16 protein-coding genes and 1 tRNA gene are annotated in these 20,309 nt (G+C 45.0%); 6 read left to right on the top strand and 11 right to left on the bottom strand.

From position 1 onward, the window contains the following. Nucleotides 1–4 precede the first annotated feature (4 nt). From AB5443_RS13850 to AB5443_RS13830, 5 genes are all read right to left on the bottom strand, one after another. The gene (locus AB5443_RS13850; RefSeq protein ID WP_277132881.1) at nucleotides 5–2,248 is read right to left on the bottom strand and encodes a bifunctional (p)ppGpp synthetase/guanosine-3',5'-bis(diphosphate) 3'-pyrophosphohydrolase; all 2,244 of its coding nucleotides are present in this window, start codon (nucleotides 2,246–2,248) and stop codon (nucleotides 5–7) included. A gap of 72 nt (nucleotides 2,249–2,320) precedes the next feature. Further along, nucleotides 2,321–3,616: a lytic transglycosylase domain-containing protein gene (locus AB5443_RS13845; protein WP_022138064.1), complete on the bottom strand. Its 1,296-nt coding sequence runs from the start codon at nucleotides 3,614–3,616 to the stop codon at nucleotides 2,321–2,323. A 34-nt stretch (nucleotides 3,617–3,650) separates the two neighbouring features. Beyond that, nucleotides 3,651–4,535, bottom strand: coding sequence for a DUF5683 domain-containing protein (locus AB5443_RS13840; RefSeq protein WP_044654555.1), 885 nt, complete (start codon nucleotides 4,533–4,535; stop codon nucleotides 3,651–3,653). Further along, nucleotides 4,536–5,426, bottom strand: a complete 891-nt coding sequence (locus AB5443_RS13835) for a ParB/RepB/Spo0J family partition protein (RefSeq protein ID WP_022138066.1) — start codon at nucleotides 5,424–5,426, stop codon at nucleotides 4,536–4,538. A gap of 11 nt (nucleotides 5,427–5,437) precedes the next feature. Next, the gene (locus tag AB5443_RS13830) at nucleotides 5,438–6,202 is read right to left on the bottom strand and encodes a ParA family protein (RefSeq protein ID WP_022138067.1); all 765 of its coding nucleotides are present in this window, start codon (nucleotides 6,200–6,202) and stop codon (nucleotides 5,438–5,440) included. Between the two features lie 354 nt (nucleotides 6,203–6,556). Here AB5443_RS13830 and surE point away from each other — a divergent pair, with 354 nt between their 5' ends. The 3 genes from surE to AB5443_RS13815 all read left to right on the top strand — a co-directional run bounded on the left by surE (nucleotide 6,557) and on the right by AB5443_RS13815 (nucleotide 9,393). Next, on the top strand, nucleotides 6,557–7,330 hold the full coding sequence (gene surE, locus AB5443_RS13825) for a 5'/3'-nucleotidase SurE (RefSeq protein WP_368114391.1): 774 nt from the start codon (nucleotides 6,557–6,559) through the stop codon (nucleotides 7,328–7,330). Nucleotides 7,331–7,395: 65 nt separating this feature from the next. Continuing rightward, complete coding sequence (lpxB, locus tag AB5443_RS13820; protein ID WP_368114392.1) at nucleotides 7,396–8,532, top strand: lipid-A-disaccharide synthase; 1,137 nt, start codon at nucleotides 7,396–7,398, stop codon at nucleotides 8,530–8,532. 93 nt (nucleotides 8,533–8,625) lie between these two features. Continuing rightward, complete coding sequence (locus AB5443_RS13815; protein ID WP_022136711.1) at nucleotides 8,626–9,393, top strand: NigD-like protein; 768 nt, start codon at nucleotides 8,626–8,628, stop codon at nucleotides 9,391–9,393. 106 nt (nucleotides 9,394–9,499) lie between these two features. Here AB5443_RS13815 and AB5443_RS13810 read toward each other — a convergent pair whose 3' ends face one another. The 3 genes from AB5443_RS13810 to rsfS are packed head-to-tail and all read right to left on the bottom strand — an operon-like array spanning nucleotide 9,500 to nucleotide 12,887. Continuing rightward, nucleotides 9,500–10,348: a phosphatidate cytidylyltransferase gene (locus AB5443_RS13810; protein WP_368114393.1), complete on the bottom strand. Its 849-nt coding sequence runs from the start codon at nucleotides 10,346–10,348 to the stop codon at nucleotides 9,500–9,502. 34 nt (nucleotides 10,349–10,382) lie between these two features. Beyond that, nucleotides 10,383–12,518, bottom strand: coding sequence for an ATP-dependent zinc metalloprotease FtsH (ftsH, locus tag AB5443_RS13805; RefSeq protein ID WP_073347633.1), 2,136 nt, complete (start codon nucleotides 12,516–12,518; stop codon nucleotides 10,383–10,385). Between the two features lie 9 nt (nucleotides 12,519–12,527). Further along, entirely contained in the window at nucleotides 12,528–12,887 is a 360-nt protein-coding gene (gene rsfS, locus AB5443_RS13800; protein ID WP_167962365.1) for a ribosome silencing factor, read from the bottom strand. Between the two features lie 262 nt (nucleotides 12,888–13,149). Between rsfS and AB5443_RS13795 the strand changes: the two genes are divergently transcribed. Then, nucleotides 13,150–13,220: transfer RNA gene (locus AB5443_RS13795), tRNA-Gln, on the top strand. A gap of 251 nt (nucleotides 13,221–13,471) precedes the next feature. Here AB5443_RS13795 and AB5443_RS13790 read toward each other — a convergent pair. From AB5443_RS13790 to rsmA, 3 genes are all read right to left on the bottom strand, one after another. Then, the gene (locus AB5443_RS13790; RefSeq protein ID WP_368114394.1) at nucleotides 13,472–15,325 is read right to left on the bottom strand and encodes a DUF349 domain-containing protein; all 1,854 of its coding nucleotides are present in this window, start codon (nucleotides 15,323–15,325) and stop codon (nucleotides 13,472–13,474) included. 85 nt (nucleotides 15,326–15,410) lie between these two features. Then, a complete protein-coding gene (gene mgtE / locus AB5443_RS13785) occupies nucleotides 15,411–16,751 on the bottom strand; it encodes a magnesium transporter (protein ID WP_022137001.1) in 1,341 nt (446 codons plus the stop codon). Nucleotides 16,752–16,760: 9 nt separating this feature from the next. Further along, nucleotides 16,761–17,549 (bottom strand): 16S rRNA (adenine(1518)-N(6)/adenine(1519)-N(6))-dimethyltransferase RsmA, encoded by a 789-nt coding sequence (gene rsmA, locus AB5443_RS13780; protein ID WP_368114395.1) that lies wholly within the window; start codon nucleotides 17,547–17,549, stop codon nucleotides 16,761–16,763. 115 nt (nucleotides 17,550–17,664) lie between these two features. Here rsmA and AB5443_RS13775 point away from each other — a divergent pair, with 115 nt between their 5' ends. Then, the gene (locus AB5443_RS13775; protein ID WP_022136999.1) at nucleotides 17,665–18,651 is read left to right on the top strand and encodes a lysylphosphatidylglycerol synthase transmembrane domain-containing protein; all 987 of its coding nucleotides are present in this window, start codon (nucleotides 17,665–17,667) and stop codon (nucleotides 18,649–18,651) included. Between the two features lie 146 nt (nucleotides 18,652–18,797). Next, nucleotides 18,798–20,255: an aminoacyl-histidine dipeptidase gene (locus AB5443_RS13770; protein ID WP_022136998.1), complete on the top strand. Its 1,458-nt coding sequence runs from the start codon at nucleotides 18,798–18,800 to the stop codon at nucleotides 20,253–20,255. The last annotated feature ends 54 nt before the right edge of the window (nucleotides 20,256–20,309 follow it).

The raw sequence follows: 20,309 nt of genomic DNA, 5'->3' as shown, positions 1-20,309 counted from the left end.
CTCTTTATTCTTCCACGCGACTCACCTGCTTGATATTCTGAATCTTCTTCAGATTATTGCAGATTGTTTTCACGTCTTCCACATCGTGCACCCATAACTGTATTTTTCCTTCAAAGATACCATCCTCGGTTTCGATGGTCAACTTGCGGATATTTACATTGAGTTGCCTTGAAATGACTTGGGTCACTTCGTTCAGAAGTCCCATGCTGTCTATACCTTTTATATATATATATACGAGGAAAGAAAGCTCTTTGTGCGTATCCCATTCCGTAGCCAATATACGGTTGCCATAACTGCTCTTCAGTTTGGCAGCGACGGGACATTGGCGTTTGTGAATAATAATCCGGTCGTTTTCATCCACGTAACCTAGCACGTCATCACCCGGAATCGGATGACAGCATTCTGCCATGATATATTTCTTTTGCAGGCTTTCTTCCGTCAACTTGAGTACTTGCTTCGGGTTGATTTTTTCTTTTTCCTGCGGCTCTTTCTCTTCCTGTTGTTTCTCTTTGCTGTTGCCGAAAGAGAACGTAAGGTATTTCTTCCAGTTACTGGTTTGTTTTTCTTTCAGTTCATTCTTGTCCGCTTCTCCCAAGATGATAGTTTTACTGCCGATAGCAGCCAGCAATTCTTCTTCGTTCTTGGCGTTGTGCAGCTTGCGTAGCTTTTCAATAACGGAATCATCCGGACGGATTTCTTCCTTCTTCAGGAACTCACTAAGTATCTCTTCTCCGATTTTCTGATTAGCCTTCCGTTCTTTGCGGAGAATCGCCGCTATCTTGGCACGGGCACGGGCAGTGGTAGCGAATACTTCCCATTGCGGTTGCACGCGTTGCGATTTCGAGGTTAATATTTCCACTTGGTCGCCACTTTGTAGCTTATGGCTTAGCGGCACTAATTTATGATTCACCTTGGCACCAATACAATGGCTGCCGATATCCGTGTGCAGGGAAAAAGCAAAGTCGAGTGCCGTAGAGTTCTGCGGCATAGTTTTCAATTCCCCTTTCGGTGTGAATACAAATATTTCGGATGCAAATAAATTCAGCTTGATGGTATCCAGGAAGTCGATGGCATCCGGTTGCGGGTCATCCAATATTTCCTTGATTGTTTTCAGCCATTTTTCCAGTTCGCCTTCGTCTTCGCTACCACCGCCTTCTTTGTATTTCCAGTGGGCGGCAAAACCTTGTTCGGCAACATCGTTCATCCGTTCGCTACGGATTTGGACTTCAATCCATTGTCCGTTGTTACCCATCAGAGTGACGTGCAACGCCTGATAACCATTTGCTTTCGGGTGGCTCACCCAGTCGCGCAGACGGTCGGGATGTGGCTTGTATATCTTGGAGATAGAAACGTAGATATCGAAACAATCGTTGAGCTCTTCTTCCTCGTTACGTGGTTCGAAGATGATTCGGACAGCCAGCAAGTCAAAGATTTCTTCGAAAGGAACATGCTTGGTCTGCATCTTGTTCCAAATGGAATAGATTGATTTTACGCGGGCAAGTATCCGGTATTTCAATCCCATTTTATCGAGCTGGGTACGGATAGGAGCTGTGAAGTCATTGAAAACCTTGTCGCGCTCGGCGGCTGTGGCATTCAGTTTTTCTTCTATTTCCGCATATTCTTCTGGATGTTCATATTTGAAACTCAGGTTCTCGAGTTCAGTCTTGATCTTGTAGAGACCCAGGCGGTTGGCCAATGGAGCATAGATATAAAGCGTTTCTCCTGCAATCTTGTATTGCTTGTTGGGCAACATGGAACCAAGGGTGCGCATGTTGTGCAGTCGGTCGGCTATCTTGATAAGGATTACACGGATGTCGTTGGACATCGTGAGCAGTAACTTCTTGAAGTTCTCCGCCTGTGCCGAGGCACGGTCACCGAAGATACCACCGGATATTTTAGTCAGTCCGTCTACAATTTGGGCAATCTTCGGGCCAAAGATATTCTCGATGTCTTCTACCGTATAATCAGTATCTTCCACTACATCATGCAGTAAAGCCGCACAAATAGAGGTCGAACCAAGACCAATTTCATTGCATACGATACTTGCGACAGCAATCGGGTGCATAATATAAGGTTCGCCGGAACGGCGTTTGATACCTTTATGCGCTTGATTGGCGAAGTTGAAAGCCTTCGTTATGATTTCGACTTTCTTGCGATGTTTTGTGCTGAGATAATCATTCAGTAGTTCGTGGAACGCCTGATTGATCATCTCTTCGTCAGCTATTTCTTTTGGGGGCAGATTATCCATAATTGTTATCCTTTCACTTGCTTGGTTTTGCAAAAATAAGCAAATTTCCGAACCGTGCAAGCGGGAAACCGTTTATTTGTATATTTTCAATCGTTTTCCTGCGGCAATCTTTGTACTGGACAGTCCGTTCCACCGCTGTATATCCTTAACTTTAACACCATATCTTCCTGCAATAGATGACAAAGTGTCACCACTTTTTATCGTGTGATAGGTCGGTTTGCCTTTACCGGCAACGGCTGTTGTCGCTTTGCGTGTTGCAGGCGTAATGTCTTTCACAGCCACAGTCTTACGGTTACGGAACAACTCGTCGGCACGATGCGCATAAATCGTATCCTGTCTGTCGATGAAAGTGCTGATGGCTTCGATAGGCAAGCGGAGTGTGTAAGGCTTGCTGTCACCCGGAATCATTGACTTCTTATATTGCGGATTCAAGCTCTTGACTTGATCCAACGGAACATTGCAAAGGTCGGCAATCTGTTCGAAGTGCAGGTTCTTGTTGACTTGCACTGTATCCGTACTTGCCGGAATGTTTGTTTCCATCGGGCAGATGTTATGGTCGCAGTAGTAAGTCATTACGTAGTTGGCTGCGATAAAGGCAGGTACATATCCACGTGTTTCTTTAGGCAGATAATTGTAGATTTTCCAATAATCTGTTTCACCATTGGCACGGCGGATGGCTTTGTTGATAGTACCGGGGCCGCAGTTGTAAGCGGCAATCACAAGATTCCAGTCACCGTAAATGGCATACATCTCTTTGAGGTAACGGGCAGCAGCCCAAGTCGCTTTAATCGGGTCGCGGCGGTCGTCTACCAGGCTGTTGGATTCCAGACCGTAGATTTTTCCTGTATTTATCATAAACTGCCATAAACCGGAAGCTCCGGCACGGGATACGGCCGAAGGATTCAGTGCAGACTCGATAATCGGAAGGTATCTCAGCTCCAACGGAAGCCCGTATGCATCCAGCGCTTCTTCAAAAATAGGCATATAGAAGTTGCAGGCACTCAGCATGAACGAAACCTGATTGCGCAAACGTCCTGCGTACATATCGATGAATTTGCGTACAATATCATTGTAAGGCATCTCCATGACAGCCGGGATGCGTGACAAACGGTCGATGTACACAGAGTCGCTGAACAAGGGATTGATTTCCGCCGTGCTGCAATCTTTACCTAAATCAATATAGTTTTTAGCTTTCCAGTCATTCAGCAGACTGTCGAGAGGGTATGTCATACTTATAGGCAAGTCGATGCTTTCCTTGCGTTCAGTTCCATTTTCACGAATCACTACATCTACACTTTGCGCCTTTACTTGAGACGTTGCTACCAGTAAAAGGAAAATAATCGAACAATAGTTTACTAATTTCTTCATGCTTCAATAATAAGATCAATCTAAATTGTGTTTTTTAAAATCGTAATACGCATTGCAAGCCAACCGACTTGTTCTTCAGGCTACTCGAGCGGAACTGATTGTTATTGTCGATAACAGCCGGTTCTACTTTCATACTCAGGTCGGGAGTTATATCGAAGTTGGACAACTCTGCATCCACATACGCGTCGATGATAGAGATAAGATAAACTCCGATAAATGCAAATATACTAAGATCCCGGTAACGCCGGAACATATCTTTTCTTCGTTTTAATGTATTTTTCAACTGCTCCTCGTTGTAAGTAGCGTTGGGTGGCAGCAAATCCTCGTAACTTTTGGTGTTCGGATTGCTGTCCATGATGTCCAGATAGGCTTGCGAGTAGTCCTTGTACATCTTGCCGTTCCAGCTCAGTGCATACGCACAGCCGGCAAATCCGCCATATATAATAGGTAGCTTCCAGTATTTACGGTTGTAAATCTGTCCGCCGCCGGGGAATACGACTGCCAGCCAGGTCGCTTTGGTCGGATTCGGGACAAATATCTTCTTGTTAATATCCTGTGTGGGCGGAACTGTGTCTGTCTTGACAACGATGGATGCGGGTTGCTCTATCTTTTTCAACTCCTTCTTGTTCACTGCGTCCAGGCTGTCCGCTATCTGTATCCTGGCAGCCGACAGGCTATCGATGGAAGGAAGTTCCTTGGACGGTATAATCCGGATGGAATCTTTCTTCAGCGAGTCCTGCGCCGCCGGTTCACGATGCCTTCTGGCACGGGCTTTCGGTGCTTCCCGCTGCATGATAGTTGTGTCTTTCTGCACCGGAGTGACAGTGGATTGTGCATACACATCAATCCCTGCCACCTGTAGAAAACAGAGAAGCAGGGCGATGACGGGTAACTGATATTTCTTACTTATTCTAGTCATTTACTTCTTTAACGTATCGAAGATTTCCATGATACGCTCCAGTTCCTCTTCGTTGCCGAACGGAATACTGATCTTTCCTTTCCCCTTTTCAGAGCAAGTGAGTTGTACCTTGGTGTTGAAAAAGCCCGAGAGTTGTTGTTTCAATAAGTTGAACTCTTCCGGAAGTTTGGCACGTTTCGGAGTTATTTTCCGCGTACCGCTTTTCACAGCTTCTCCTTCGCTTAATGATTTAACAATTTCTTCTACTTTACGGACAGAATATCCGTGCTCTTGTATCTCTTCGAATATTTTAACTTGTAGTTTGGGGTCGCCCAGTGAAATGAGCGCACGTGCATGCCCCATGTCCAACTGTTTGTTTTGCAATGCCATCTGTATGGGAGCCGGCAGTTTCAGCAGGCGCAGGTAGTTGGCGATTGTCGTACGGTTTTTGCCGATACGTTCGCTCAAGCGTTCCTGTGTCAGTTCGTACTGGTCGAGCAGATGCTGGTAGGCAAGTGCGATTTCTACGGCATTCAGGTCTTCACGCTGTATGTTTTCAATCAGCGCCATTTCCATCATGTTCTCGTCGTCGGCGGTGCGGATGTAAGCAGGGATTGTTTTCAGTCCCGCTTTTTGCGAAGCACGGTAACGGCGTTCTCCGGCGATAATCTGATATTCATCGTCCGAGACTTTACGCAAAGTAATAGGTTGGATAATGCCGATTTCGGCAATCGAGTCAGCCAGTTCCTGCAAAGCCGTTTCGTCAAACTCACGGCGCGGCTGGTTGGGATTGACGGCAATCTTTGCCAACTCTATTTCATTAATGGAAGAAGAACCTTCGGTTTTCACGTCATCCATCGAGAGCAAGGCGTCGAGTCCGCGTCCTAATGCATTTCTTTTTGGTGTTGCCATATCTTCTTCTTTTATTTATTCCGGTTGATAATCTCTTTAGCAAGAGCCAGGTGGTTCTTGGCGCCGGTAGAGTCCGCATCGTAAAGGATGGTCGGGATACCGTAGCTGGGAGCCTCGCTCAGTTTGACATTCCGTTGGACAACGGTGTTGAACACCAGTTCCTGGAAGTGGCGTTTCACTTCATCGTATATCTGGTTCGCCTGGCGCAGACGTGAGTCGTACATCGTGAGCAGGAAACCTTCGATTTCAAGAGCCGGATTCAGTTTTGATTTGATGATTTTGATGGTGTTCAGCAGTTTGCTGATACCCTCGAGAGCGAAATATTCGGCTTGCACGGGGATAATCACCGAGTCCGCCGCTGTCAGGGCATTAATCGTAATAAGTCCTAATGAAGGCGAACAGTCTATCAGGATATAGTCATATTCTTTCTTCAAGGGTGTGAGCACTTCTTTCAGAATCTTTTCGCGGTTTGGGAGGTTCAGCATTTCAATCTCTGCTCCTACAAGATTGATGTGCGAAGAGATTACTTTTAAAGAATCAATTTCAGTGTCGAGGATAGCGTCCTGTACGTTGGCTCTGTCAATAATGCATTCATAGATAGTGCATTCCGACTGCTTGATGTCTACTCCCAGTCCGGAAGAGGCATTCGCTTGCGGGTCGGCATCTATCACGAGTACCTTCTTTTCGAGTGTAGCAAGTGAGGCTGCGAGGTTAATCGTAGTCGTAGTCTTTCCTACACCGCCTTTTTGATTGGCCAAAGCAATAATTTTTCCCATATTCTCTAAATTTATTGGCAGCGAAATAAGTGATAAATCCTTAGAGCGCCTACGAAAAAAGAGAAACTTTGCAATTTCTGTTGATAAGTCACCTGTTTTGTTAATAACTGTCGGACGAAACAGCCACAAAACCAAGACAGGTTGCTCATCTACTTTTCTCTTTGTGAGCCTGCAAATATACATATTTATATTGGATATTTATTTCTTTTTTTGCTCGCTTGCAGAAGATTAAGATTTGTAAACGGGTAAGAGTGGGGGTGGGAAGATACTTTTCATCTGATGAGTAGAGGGTTTGGCAGTACGGCTTCTTTTTGCTACTTTTGTGCGGATATTAAAAAGGAAAGGATTGAATATATGGAAAATGAAAAGCCGTTGATACTCGTATCGAATGACGATGGCGTGATGGCTAAAGGTATTAATGAACTGGTGAAGTTTCTTCGCCCTTTGGGGGAAATTGTAGTAATGGCACCTGATTCCCCACGTTCGGGCAGCGGTTGTGCGCTGACGGTGACGCAGCCCGTTCATTATCAACTGGTCAAGAAAGAAGTAGGATTGACGGTCTATAAATGCACGGGTACACCGACCGACTGTATCAAACTGGCACGAAATACAGTACTCGACAGAATGCCGGATCTGGTAGTCGGCGGTATCAACCACGGAGATAATTCGGCTTCAAATGTGCATTATTCCGGTACAATGGGAGTGGTGATTGAAGGGTGTCTGAATGGGATTCCTTCCATAGGTTTCTCTTTGTGCAACCATGAGCAGGATGCCGATTTTGACGCTGCCGGCCCTTACATCCGCAGTATTGCCTCGATGGTACTGGAAAAAGGACTTCCCGCTCTGACTTGTCTTAATGTGAACTTCCCGGATACAACTGATATAAAAGGAATAAAGGTCTGTGAACAAGCAAAAGGGCATTGGAGCAACGAATGGACTGCTTGTCCCCGTCTGACCGACCCGAATTATTTCTGGTTGGCGGGTGAATTTACCGACCATGAACCCGAAAACGAGAAGAACGACCACTGGGCACTGGCAAATGGCTATGTGGCTATCACTCCGACTACCGTTGATGTGACGGCATATGACTTTATCGACGAATTGAACAAATGGATAACGGACAAATGATAATGGGGAATGAATGACATTCTTTTCCTCATTCTTTATTCTTCATTATCTGTAATCTATTAAATATGAAGTATTATCTGATTGTCGGCGAAGCATCCGGCGACTTGCACGCATCCCATCTGATGTCTGCCCTGAAAGCGGAAGACCCGCAGGCTGATTTCCGTTTTTTCGGGGGCGACCTGATGGCTGCTGTCGGCGGAACAATGGTAAAGCATTATAAGGAATTGGCTTATATGGGTTTTATTCCTGTATTGCTTCATCTGCGCACCATTTTTGCGAACATGAAACGTTGCAAGGAAGATATCGTTTCTTGGAATCCTGATGTAGTAATCTTGGTGGACTATCCGGGGTTCAACCTCGATATTGCCAAATTCGTGCATGCCAGGACGCAGATTCCGGTTTACTATTATATTTCTCCGAAGATATGGGCATGGAAAGAGTACCGTATCAAGAATATAAAGCGTGATGTGGACGAGCTTTTCTCTATCCTTCCTTTCGAAGTGGAATTTTTCGAAGGAAAACACCAGTACCCCATTCATTATGTAGGCAATCCTACGGTAGATGAAGTTACTGCGTATCAGGAAGCACATCCGAAAGACTTTGAAACATTTATAGCGGAGAACCAATTGGAGAATAAGCCGATAATTGCCCTTTTGGCGGGAAGCCGGAAACAGGAGATTAAGGATAATCTGCCGGATATGTTGAAGGCGGCATCCGCTTTTCCTGATTATCAACTTGTTTTGGCAGGAGCTCCTGCTATTGCTCCCGAATACTACAAGCGATACATGGGCGATGCGAAAGTGAAAATAATCTTCGATCAGACATATCGGCTTTTGCAGCATGCGGATGCGGCTTTGGTCACTTCGGGTACAGCTACTCTTGAGACGGCTTTGTTCCGCGTTCCCCAGGTCGTTTGTTATCATACTCCTATCGGGAAAGTCATTTCATTCTTGCGGCGTCATATTCTGACGGTGAGATTTATTTCATTGGTCAATCTGATTGCCGACCGTGAAGTGGTGAAAGAGTTGGTGGCGGACACGATGACCATAAAGAATATACAGCAGGAATTGAAGAATATACTTGAAAATGAAAAGTATAGAAAACAGATGCTTAAAGAATATGAGTATATGGCAGAACGGTTAGGCCCTGCCGGTGCTCCCCGTCATGCAGCGCGTGAAATGCTAGCCCTGTTGAAAAAATAACTTTCTTTTTCTGAATAAACGTAAAGCCGATGCAATATTTGCACGGCTTTTTTATTTATAGTACAGAAGGTTAAAAAAGAAAGGAAAAACAATATGAGAAAAATTAAGTGGCTTTTAGGTATTTTATTGCTGGCATTAGTGCCGATGTTACAGTCATGTGATGATGACGGTTATTCGATAGGAGATTTCAGTTGGGACTGGGCGACAGTTCATGCAACCGGTGGCGGTGGTTATTATTTGAAAGGTGACCGTTGGGGAACGATTGATCCGGTCAGTACTTCTATTCCCTGGTACAAGCCGGTAGATGGTGAACGTGTAGTTGCCTTCTTCAATCCTCTGTATGATGTGGAAGGTGGAGTCCAGGTGAAGATGGAAGGGATTCAGGATGTGTTGACTAAAGAAGTGGAAGAAATGAAAACTGAAGAAGAGTCCGAAGAATTCGGGAATGACCCTATCTTGATTTATCAAGGCGATATGTGGTTGGGTGGAAAGTTCCTGAACGTAATCTTCCGTCAGGATATTCCCCGTTCTGAAAAACATCGTATCAGCCTTGTACAAAACCTGATTGGTGCGGAAGAACCGACACCTCTAAAAGTGGCGGAAGACGGTTATGTACACTTGGAACTGCGTTATAATACGTATGATGACAAGACCGGTTATTGGGGATGGGGACGAGTTTCTTATAATTTGGAGAAATTCTATCCGACACCAAAAGATTCCTGGGTGGCACCAAAAGGTTTTAAGGTTACAATAAACTCAAAAGATAATGGAGAAGGCAGAGTGATTGTACTTGACTTGGATCATCCGGTAGGTGTACCGGAAAAAGCGAAGGATGTACATTCTACTTCTTCAATCCGATAACCTCTAACTATGATTTGCTGTGTGTGAAAAAGGTCGGGATACTTCCAAAGAAGTTCCCGACCTTTATTATTTTATTGCAATTCTATTCTTCTAAAAGAAGTCCGGATTAAAACCACGTCAATGCGTATATATAAGCAACTGCCGCTGGAATAGCCATCAAAGCACTGTCAAACCGATCGAGCATTCCGCCATGTCCCGGAAGAATTGTTCCCGAATCCTTAACGTGCAACTGGCGTTTGAGCAATGATTCCGTCAGGTCACCCCATGTACCGAATACGACAACCACCAATGCCAGTCCTGCCCATTCCCACATGGACATGAACGGGAAATAGTGAGCCAGTACAAAAGAAACTCCGATAGCTACCACTCCGCCGCCGATAGAGCCTTCCCAGGATTTCTTTGGTGAAATACGTTCAAACAGTCTGTGTTTGCCGATAAGTGAGCCGATGCAATATGCACCTGTGTCATTCAACCAAAGGAAAATGAAGATGGATAACGGTAAAATCGGATTGTAAGAAACACTGCTGTATGTCGGGTCATAATTGAATGCCAATATATTCAACATGGCAAAAGGCAGACCGATATACAATTGGCTGAACATGGAATAAGCCCAGTTGAGTATCGGATTCTCTTTCTTCAGGTACAATTCACTAATCATCATATAGAGGAGTAGAAGTACATACGGAATGAAAATCTTCGAACCTTCCTGTCCTTCATTTGTGCAGAATCCCATTATTGCAAGGAATAAATAGGCTCCGCCCAACATCGTAATCATCTTGTTAATATTGACTCCTTCAGCCCGCATATTAACCAACTGGCCAAACTCATATATAGTCAGCGCACTGATGATAGTGAACAGGATGCCAAAACTTAATGGGTTGTAAAGGATGCACCCCACCAGGATGGCAACGAAGAGTACACCCGTAATAGCTCGTTTTATAAAATTGTTAATCAAAATCAGCGTGTTTAATTAGTTGGATTTGGACAGCTTATTTTTCCTCATTCGTTTCTGCTCCCGTAGACGTATTTCTCTCTACAGTCACTTTCGTTCCTTGCGCGGTTACTTTCGTTCCCGTAGCGGCAGCTTTTTCCTCTGCGGTATTTTCAGCTTCCTCTTCTTTGATTTCTTTTTCTTCTCCTTTCAGCTTTTCAGCTAGTTCCCTTTCAGCTTTCGCAGCATCCTGGCTTTCTTTCGCAGCCATGATTTCTTCCGAACGGGACGCCCATGGACGTTTTCCGAAGATACGTTCAACGTCTTCCGCAAAGATAACTTCTTTGTCAATCAGTAACTGTGTCAGTTTGTTGTGTCCTTCTTTATGTTCGGACAGAATTTGCTTGGCACGTTCATACTGCTCGTTCACCATTTTCTTGACTTCTTCGTCAATGAGTTCGGCGGTCTTTTCGCTATATGGACGGTTGAAAGAATATTCTTCATTATTATAATAACACAGGTTCGGCAACTTGTCGCTCATACCTAGATAAGCAATCATGCCATATGCCTGTTTTGTCACTCTCTCCAAGTCGTTCATGGCCCCTGTTGAGATACGACCCATGAATAAATCTTCAGCCGCGCGTCCGCCAAGGGTTGCACACATTTCGTCAAGCATCTGTTCCTTAGTCGTAATCTGACGCTCTTCCGGCAAATACCAGGCAGCGCCCAACGCGCGTCCGCGAGGAACAATCGTTACCTTAATCAGCGGATTGGCATATTCCAACAACCAGGAGATAGAAGCGTGACCCGCTTCATGCAGGGCAATAGAACGTCTTTCGGCTTCCGTTGTAATTTTGGTTTTCTTTTCCAGACCACCGATGATACGGTCGACAGCATCCAAGAAATCCTGTTTGCCTACGAACTTCTTACCATGGCGGGCTGCAATCAATGCCGCTTCATTGCAGACATTGGCAATATCCGCACCGGAGAATCCCGGAGTCTGGCGTGCCAGCAAATCTACGTCCACTGTATCATCTATCTTAATCGGGCGCAAATGTACGCCGAATACTTCTTTACGTTCGTTCAGGTCGGGCAGGTCTACATGTATCTGACGGTCAAAACGTCCGGCACGAAGCAACGCCTTGTCCAACACGTCTACACGGTTGGTAGCAGCCAGAATGATAACACCACTGTTGGAACCGAAACCGTCCATCTCTGTCAGCAACTGGTTCAACGTGTTCTCGCGTTCATCATTTCCACCCATTGCAGGGTTCTTGCCACGTGCACGTCCCACAGCATCAATCTCATCAATAAAGACGATACAGGGAGCCTTTTCCTTTGCCTGCTTGAACAAGTCGCGGACACGGGATGCACCTACACCCACGAACATTTCCACGAAGTCAGAACCCGCCAAAGAGAAGAAAGGCACATTCGCTTCACCGGCAACAGCCTTTGCAAGCAACGTCTTACCGGTTCCCGGAGGGCCTACCAACAATGCGCCTTTAGGTATTTTACCACCCAGGTCTGTATATTTCTGCGGTTCTTTCAGGAACTCCACAATTTCTTCCACTTCCTGCTTGGCTTCTGCCAAACCTGCCACATCCTTGAATGTGATTTTGATAGAACCACCTTTTTCAAAAAGTTGTGCTTTTGATTTTCCTACATTGAACACACCGCCGGGGCCACCGCTGCCACCACCGCTCATGCGGCGCATGAAGAATATCCATAGGGCAACCAGCAATACAAGAGGAAGTATCTGAATCAGGATAGCCGGGAATATATCCGACTTAGGCGGATAATCCGATGTACCGTCAAAGTGTCCGGCTTCTTTTTCAGCCTGCAAGAATTCCTCCAGTTTATCGGTAGACGGCGCTCTACTCGTAATGATAGGGTTGCGTCCTACCTTTGTAGAGTCTGCACCGAACACCGCACCTACGGCAGTCGGTTTCAGATACGCTTCGATAGACTTATCTTCATAGCCCAACACCTTGCTGATATATCCATTTTTAACGTAATCCTGTAACTCGCTGTAAGTAACAGCTTTGCTTCCAGCACCCTTTGAATCACTGCCCCACCAGAGGCCGAGAAGCATCAGGGCAATAATCATATACATCCAGTTCAGATTGAACTTCGGCAAATTAACCTTATTGTTAGGTTTATTGCCATTGTTATTATTGCTATTATTATTGTCCATAATCGTAAATTAGTCTAAATCGGGGATTTGAGTAAGTTTGGCATCCGCCCAAAGATGTTCGAGATTGTAGAAACCTCTGACTTCCGGCAAAAAGACATGTACCAATACATCAGAATAGTCCATGGCAACCCATTCTGCATTCCGAAGTCCGTCAATCGCAAAAGGCTTGGTATCAGCGCCTTTGCGTGTAAATTCTCTGATTGAATCTACGATGGCACTCACTTGGCTGGGAGAGTTTCCCTGACAGATAACGAAATATTTACAGATGGTATCTTCTATACTGGTTAAATCGGCAATAATTATGTTTTTACCTTTTTTCTCTTGGATTCCTTCTTTTATTTTTTCAATTAATACTTTAGTATCGTTCATTCTTGCAATTGAAATTAATAATTCATGTTCTTTTAGTTTATAACAAAAAAAGACTGTCCTTTGTTTCTGATTATAAACGTGATATTTTTGACAAATATACGCTGATTTATTGGATACAAGAAAGTTATACCCCAATTTTTGTGTTTTTTAGTGGAGATACTTGCCAATGAAAAGCTAATTTGAAGATTTTAGCAAAAAAAACAGCAGAAATGTTTTGAATTCCCAAATTATTTGTATCTTTGCACCCGCAAACGAAAATCATTGGGCTATGGTGTAATGGTAACACTACAGATTCTGGTCCTGTCATTCCTGGTTCGAATCCAGGTAGCCCAACAAAACACCAGCTTTTTACTGACAAAAACCCGCTAAAAATGCAATTTTAGCGGGTTTTTTGTGCTTTGACAAATACCATCCGAAAAAAGTTGACGCTAATTCGGTGGCAAATTCGGTGACACGAATGCTCTTTTGGGAGCGGTTCTCAAAAATAGGTTGAACAACAGAAAAACAGGTCTTATCACCTATGAAAGTGATAAGACCTGTTTTTATATCTTTGAATCAAATAAGTTTCAGAATCAACCGAAAGGTTATTCTTCCGCCTTTATAGATTCATCAATCACCTTGATTTTCTGCAATACCAATTCCAAGTCAGCTTTCAACTTATCCACCTTGCGGTTCAATTCAGTTAGCAGGCTGCTACCTTTCTTGGAAGTGGAAGTAAGGAAGCCCAGATTATTTTCATACGTCTGAAGCTCATTCTTCATGTTCTCATAGGCACGCATCAACTTTTCACGCTCTCTGTACAGGGATTGTGAGCCGCTACCTTGTATGTTGCTGATATTCGAACGGAAGTTGCTCAGCTTCTTGTTGGAAGCGTTGATATTAAAGCGGTCAAACAGTTGGTCGATGACCGTATGATACTGTTTGTACAGTCTGTCTTTTTCTTTGAAAGGTACATGGCCGATAGAATTCCACTCTTTCATTAAGTCGCGGACGAGCGTGTTGGCTTCTTCCGTATCCATGTTTTCGTCGATGGCAGATAACTTTTCAATCAATGCCTTCTTTTTCTCCATATTCTCTATTTCAACAGAACGTTGGGAAGAAGTGGCCTTGTTCTTCTGTTCAAAGAAGTAGTCGCATGCAGAGATGAAACGTTTCCAGACAGCGTCCGAGTGTTTCTTGGATACCGGGCCAATCGTTTTCCATTCTCTTTGGAGCTTGGTCAACGCGTCGGCAGTCGCTTTCCAATCAGTGCTGTCTTTCAGGGCTTCCGCTTGTTCGCAGAGCGCTTTCTTCTTCTCCAGGTTCTCGTTCATTCCCTCTTTCAGGCTCTTGAAGAATTCTCCTTTTTTCTTGAAGAAATCATCGCAGGCATGGCGGAAACGTTCGAAAATCTTCACATTCATCTTTTGCGGGGCAAAACCGATGGTCTTCCATTTGTTCTGCAAAGCAATCACTTCCTGCGTCTTGTTCTCCCAGGCAGAGAATGTTTTCAGTTCGGCATACTCTATCGCTTCTACGATTTCGCAGATAACGGTCTTCTGATCCAAGTTATGCTGTTCCACTTCCTTCAGGGCTTCGAAGTGCTGTTGGTGACGGCGGTTGACAATCGTAGACGCAGCCTTGAAGCGGTTCCAGATTTCATCGCGCAACTCTTTCGTTACCGGGCCCGTATCACGGAATTCCTGATGCAATTTCTGAAGTTGGTGGAAAGCGGAAACCACATCTTCCTCGTCAGCCAGTTTTTCGGCAGCTTCGCAGAGATGCGTCTTTATTTCCAGGTTCTTCTTGAAGTCATATTCGCGGAATTCGTTATTCAGTTTCAACAAATCGTAGAACTTCTCTACATATAATTGGTAATTCTTCCAAAGTTCATTCACTTTGCCTTGCGGAACCAACTTCGTCTCATTCCATTGTTGTTGCAGCTTCTTGAATTCTGTATAAGACTTGTTGGCATCGTCTCCGGATTCCACCAACTCCTTCAGTTCTTCGATAATGGAAAGTTTAACTTGCAGGTTCTCTTCCTTCTGTCGTTCCTGCTCGGCAACCAGTTTGCTTCGCCTGTCTTTGATGACTCTCATCAGACGCTTGAACTCTTCTTCTGTCGGGTCTTCTTGCGGGGCAAAGTCCTCAACCGCGCCACCGTTGTCTGTAAACTCCTTTTTGGCAGCTTCCAGTTCGGCATTATGTAACTTGTAGAATGATTGTTTCAGATTGTCAATTTCCTGCTTATTCGCATTCTCGGCATCCTGCGCAAGCTCTTTCAACAGGTTTAGTACATCTTCCTTCGTGGCAGGTTTAGGAGCTGCTTCAGGTTGAACTTCGGCAGTAACTTCTTCAGTCGGAGTCTCTGTAATAGGTTCAGAAACCTCGGCTGTTTTCTTTTCTTCTTCTAATTCCCCTTGGTTCAAGGGTTGATTAGTGTCATGAGCGTCCATCATTGTATATTAGTTTTGGGTCACAAATTAATGAAATAAAACGATTACTTCATACTATTTCGCTTATTTTTTTTTGTTTATCTTGTTTTTATGACAATAAAACCGTAATTCCCATGTACAACATCATACCGATGATGTCATTTGTAATGGCTATAAAGGGGCCTGTTGCGATGGCAGGGTCGATTTTTAGTTTCTCAAGCGTCATCGGTACCAGTGTTCCGAAAATAGAAGCGAACATCACCACGGCAAACAAGCTGATGGATACGGAATAAGTGACCGTAGCCGTCGCGCCGAACCGGATAAAGTTGTAAGTATATACCAATAACGAAATAATAGTGGCATTGATTAAAGCCACCACTGCTTCCTTCGTGATTTGCTTGAAAGTGTCTTTGGCGTCCAGTGAACTGTTAGCCAATCCCTGCACGATGATGGCCGAAGATTGTGTACCGACATTTCCACCCGTACCGCCGATGAGCGGGATATATAATGCCATCTCGGGATGAGCCGCGAAAGTAGAGTCGAAATTACCTAATATCATGGAGTTCCCGATTCCGCCAATCATACCGATAAGCAGCCACGGAAGACGTGCCGTTGTCTGTTTGAGCACGTTGTCATCGGTTTCTACGTCCTGTGAAAGACCGGAAGCCAACTGGTAGTCACGTTCCGACTGTTCACGGACTTCGTCCATGACGTCGTCGACGGTGATTTGCCCGACAAGCCTGCCGATACTGTCGACAACGGGAATCGCCACCAGGTCATATTTCTCAATCGCCTGTACCACTTCGTCGATAGGCGTATCCACATGTACGGAAGTCGGGTCTTTTTGCATCACATGTTTCACTTTCGATACAGACGGGGAAGTAATCATCTTCTTCAATGGAAAAATACCCCGCAGACGTTCGTCATCGTCGATGACATATACATAATAGATTTCGTCCAGTTCTTCCGCCTGTTGGCGCATTTCTTTCAGACATTCGGGCATACTCCAGTTCTCATTGACAAGCACCATTTCCGTACCCATCAAACCACCGGCGGTATTCTCGTCATACTTCAACAAGTCAACGATATCTCCCGCCTGTTCGATATCTTCAATGTGTGAAAGAACCTCTTCCTGTTTGTCCTCGTCAAGTTCACGCATCAGGTCTACGGCATCATCCGTATCCATGTAGTCGACGAAACGCTTGGCGATAGTCTCCGAAGGAAGCATTTCGAGAAGTTCCTTACGGGCGTCCTCGTCCATCTCGACCAGTACGTCGGCGGCTACCTCGTTATCGAGCAGCCGGTAGACTGCCTTGGCTTCTTCCGGGTTCAGGTCGTTGCATAATTCAGCGATGTCGGCCGGATGAAGGTCGATGAGAAGTTCTTTTACCTTATCTTCCTCTTTCTGTTCGATAAGATGCTTTACGTTGTCAATGTATTCCTCGTTCATTGTTGTCGATCATAAAAGTTTTAATGCTTGTTCCACTTTATTGGTCAAGTCGATAAATTCTTCTACCGATAGTTGCTCCGGGCGTTTATTGAATAATATGTCTTCTGTCAGCGGACAGTCTTTTCCTAAAATCGGCTTGATGGAGTTGCGCAATGTCTTGCGGCGTTGGTTGAAAGTTGTTTTCACCACTTGCTTGAACAGTTTCGGGTCGCATCCCAACTCTTTCGTGTCGTTGCGAGTCATTCGGATAACGGCACTTTTCACTTTTGGGGGCGGATTGAATACATGCTCGCTCACAGTGAACAGATATTCCACTTTGTACCATGCCTGTATCAGTACGCTGAGGATACCATACGTCTTGCTGCCGGGGCCGGCGGCGATACGTTCGGCCACTTCCTTCTGAATCATACCTGTGCAGCAGGGTATAATATTCTTATTGTCCAGCATCTTGAAAAAAATCTGGCTGGAGATATTATACGGGTAATTACCGGTCAGGACGAAAGGTTTGCCGTCGAACAACCGGTTGAGGTTCATCTTCAGAAAGTCGTCCTCGATGATATGGTCTTCCAGTGACGGATAGGCTTCGCGGAGATAGGCAACCGATTCATAGTCAACTTCCACGACTTTCACTAACCGGTCTTTTTTTACCAGAAACTGGGTCAATACTCCCATGCCCGGCCCCACTTCGAGAATAGGTAATTCCGGGAAGGTGTCGACGGTATCGGCAATATCCTGCGCAACTTTCAAATCTTTCAGAAAGTGCTGTCCGAGAAACTTTTTAGGCTTTACTAATTTCATTTACCAACTAAATAATTACTTTTGCAGCCGACAAAGGTAATTCTTTTAAATGAAGAACGTGCCACTATTTAAAAAAATAAATGATGTGCCGGCGTAGCTAATCGAAGAATAAAGAATGGAGAAACTATTAAAAAAGACGCTGAAGCTAGTGTTACCGATTGTTTTGGGCGGCTTTATCTTGTTTTGGGTATATCGCGACTTTGATTTTGCAAAGGTGGGCGATGTATTGATGCACGGCACAAACTGGTGGTGGATGCTTTTCTCACTATTGTTCGGAGTCCTTGCCCAAGTGTTTCGTGGCTGGCGATGGCGGCAGACGCTGGAGCCGCTGGACGCTTTTCCGAAAAGAAGCGACTGTGTGAACGCTATCTTTGTCTCTTATGCGGCCAGTCTGGTTATCCCTAGAATCGGCGAAGTGAGCCGCTGTGGCATATTAGCCAAATATGACAATGTGTCATTTGCCAAATCACTGGGGACGGTCGTGACCGAACGGCTGGTCGATACACTGACCATCCTTCTGATAACAGGCGTTACCGTATTACTGCAAATGCCGGTATTTGTCACTTTCCTTCAGCAGACCGGAACGAAGATACCTTCCCTTCTGCATCTTCTGACGTCTGTTTGGTTTTACATTGTCCTGTTTTGTTTTATCGGGGTGGGAGTACTTCTTTATTATTTAAGAAAGACATTGTTTTTCTACGAAAAAGTGAAAGGCTTTGTACTTAATATTTGGGAAGGCATCATGTCGTTGAAGGGCGTGCGCAATATCCCCCTCTTTATTTTTTATACATTGGCCATTTGGGCATGCTACTTTTTCCATTTCTATTTTACATTCTATTGCTTCGCTTTCACCGCTCACCTGGACATGATGGCGGCATTGGTCATGTTTGTAGTCGGTACATTCGCCGTAATTGTACCTACTCCCAACGGGGCGGGGCCGTGGCACTTCGCCATCATTTCCATGATGATGTTTTATGGGGTTAATGAAGTGGATGCCGGAGTCTTTGCCTTGATTGTACACGGTATCCAAACCCTTCTGGTCGTTTTGCTGGGTATCTATGGCTTTGCAGCTTTACCGTTTACCAATAGGCATCGGGAATGATATTTTCTTAAAGAATCTACTTGGATGATATGCGAATGTTGGCTTTGGAATGAATGTTTTTGCTAACGTCCTTTGTCATCTGAAAACTTTTCCATAACTTGCCACTGTTTAATTATTAGATTTAAAACAGTTTTAAAATATTTGTTATGAGTACAATTCTTTCTTTAGCTCCACAGAACGTGTGGAAGCATTTTTATTCGTTGACTCAAATTCCCCGTCCGTCAGGACATATGGAAAAAGTGACTGACTTCCTGATTAATTTCGGAAAAGGCCTGGGGCTGGAATCGTTTGTTGACGAAGCAGGCAACGTGATTATCCGCAAACCCGCGACTCCGGGCATGGAAAACCGGAAAGGTGTAATTCTTCAGGCGCATATGGATATGGTTCCTCAAAAGAACAACGATACCGTGCACGATTTTGAAAAAGACCCGATTGAAACATATATAGATGGCGACTGGGTAAAAGCGAAAGGCACTACCCTGGGTGCTGACAACGGACTTGGCGTAGCTGCCATCATGGCCGTACTGGAAGCCAAAGACCTGAAGCACGGCCCGTTGGAAGCCCTCATTACCAAAGACGAAGAAACCGGAATGTTCGGTGCATTCGGATTGAAACCGGGTACGGTGAATGGGGAAATCCTTCTGAACCTCGACTCGGAAGACGAAGGCGAACTGTACATCGGTTGTGCCGGCGGTATGGACGTCACTGCTACGTTGGAATATAAGGAAGTAGCTCCCGAAGCAGGCGACATTGCTGTAAAAGTTACCTTGAAAGGCTTGCGTGGCGGACATTCCGGATTGGAAATCAATGAAGGCCGTGCCAATGCCAATAAATTGCTGGTTCGCTTTATCCGTGAAGCTGTCGCCAGTTATGAAGCCCGTCTGGCTAGTTGGGAAGGTGGCAATATGCGAAATGCCATTCCACGTGAAGCGCACGCCATCGTTACTATCCCTGCTGAGAATGAAGAAGAATTGCTGGGCTTGGTGAAATACTGCGAAGACCTGTTCAATGAAGAATATTCGGCTATCGAAACTCCGATCAGCTTTACGGCGGAACGTGTGGAACTTCCGGCAGGTCAGGTGCCCGAAGAAATTCAGGATAACCTGATTGATGCCATCTTTGCTTGTCAGAATGGCGTGACGCGTATGATTCCTACTGTGCCCGATACAGTGGAAACTTCTTCCAATCTTGCTATAATAACGATTGGCGAAGGCAAGGCGGCTATTAAGATTTTGGCTCGCAGCTCCTCTGATAGCATGAAGGAATATCTGACTACCAGTCTTGAGTCTTGTTTCTCTATGGCAGGAATGAAGGTGGAGATGACAGGTGGCTATTCCGGTTGGCAGCCCGATGTTAATTCACCGATTCTGCACGCGATGAAATCATCTTATAAGCAGCAGTTTGGAGTAGAACCCGCGGTGAAAGTGATTCATGCAGGTTTGGAATGTGGTATTATCGGCGCTATCATTCCGGGATTGGACATGATTTCCTTCGGCCCGACATTGCGTTCTCCGCACTCGCCGGACGAAAGAGCATTGATTCCTACCGTACAGAAGTTTTATGACTTCCTCGTAGCAACTTTGGAACAGACTCCAATGAAGTAAAAAAACGTATGATATAACGTATTCTTTCCTGTTATATAGCTTATTCCTTTCTAT

The organism is Bacteroides sp. RTP21281st1_H5_RTP21281_210402 (assembly GCF_040918965.1).
Classification (GTDB): domain Bacteria; phylum Bacteroidota; class Bacteroidia; order Bacteroidales; family Bacteroidaceae; genus Bacteroides; species Bacteroides congonensis.
The sequence above is the reverse complement of the archived record's forward strand: the minus strand, read 5'-3'. Positions and strand labels throughout refer to the sequence as shown.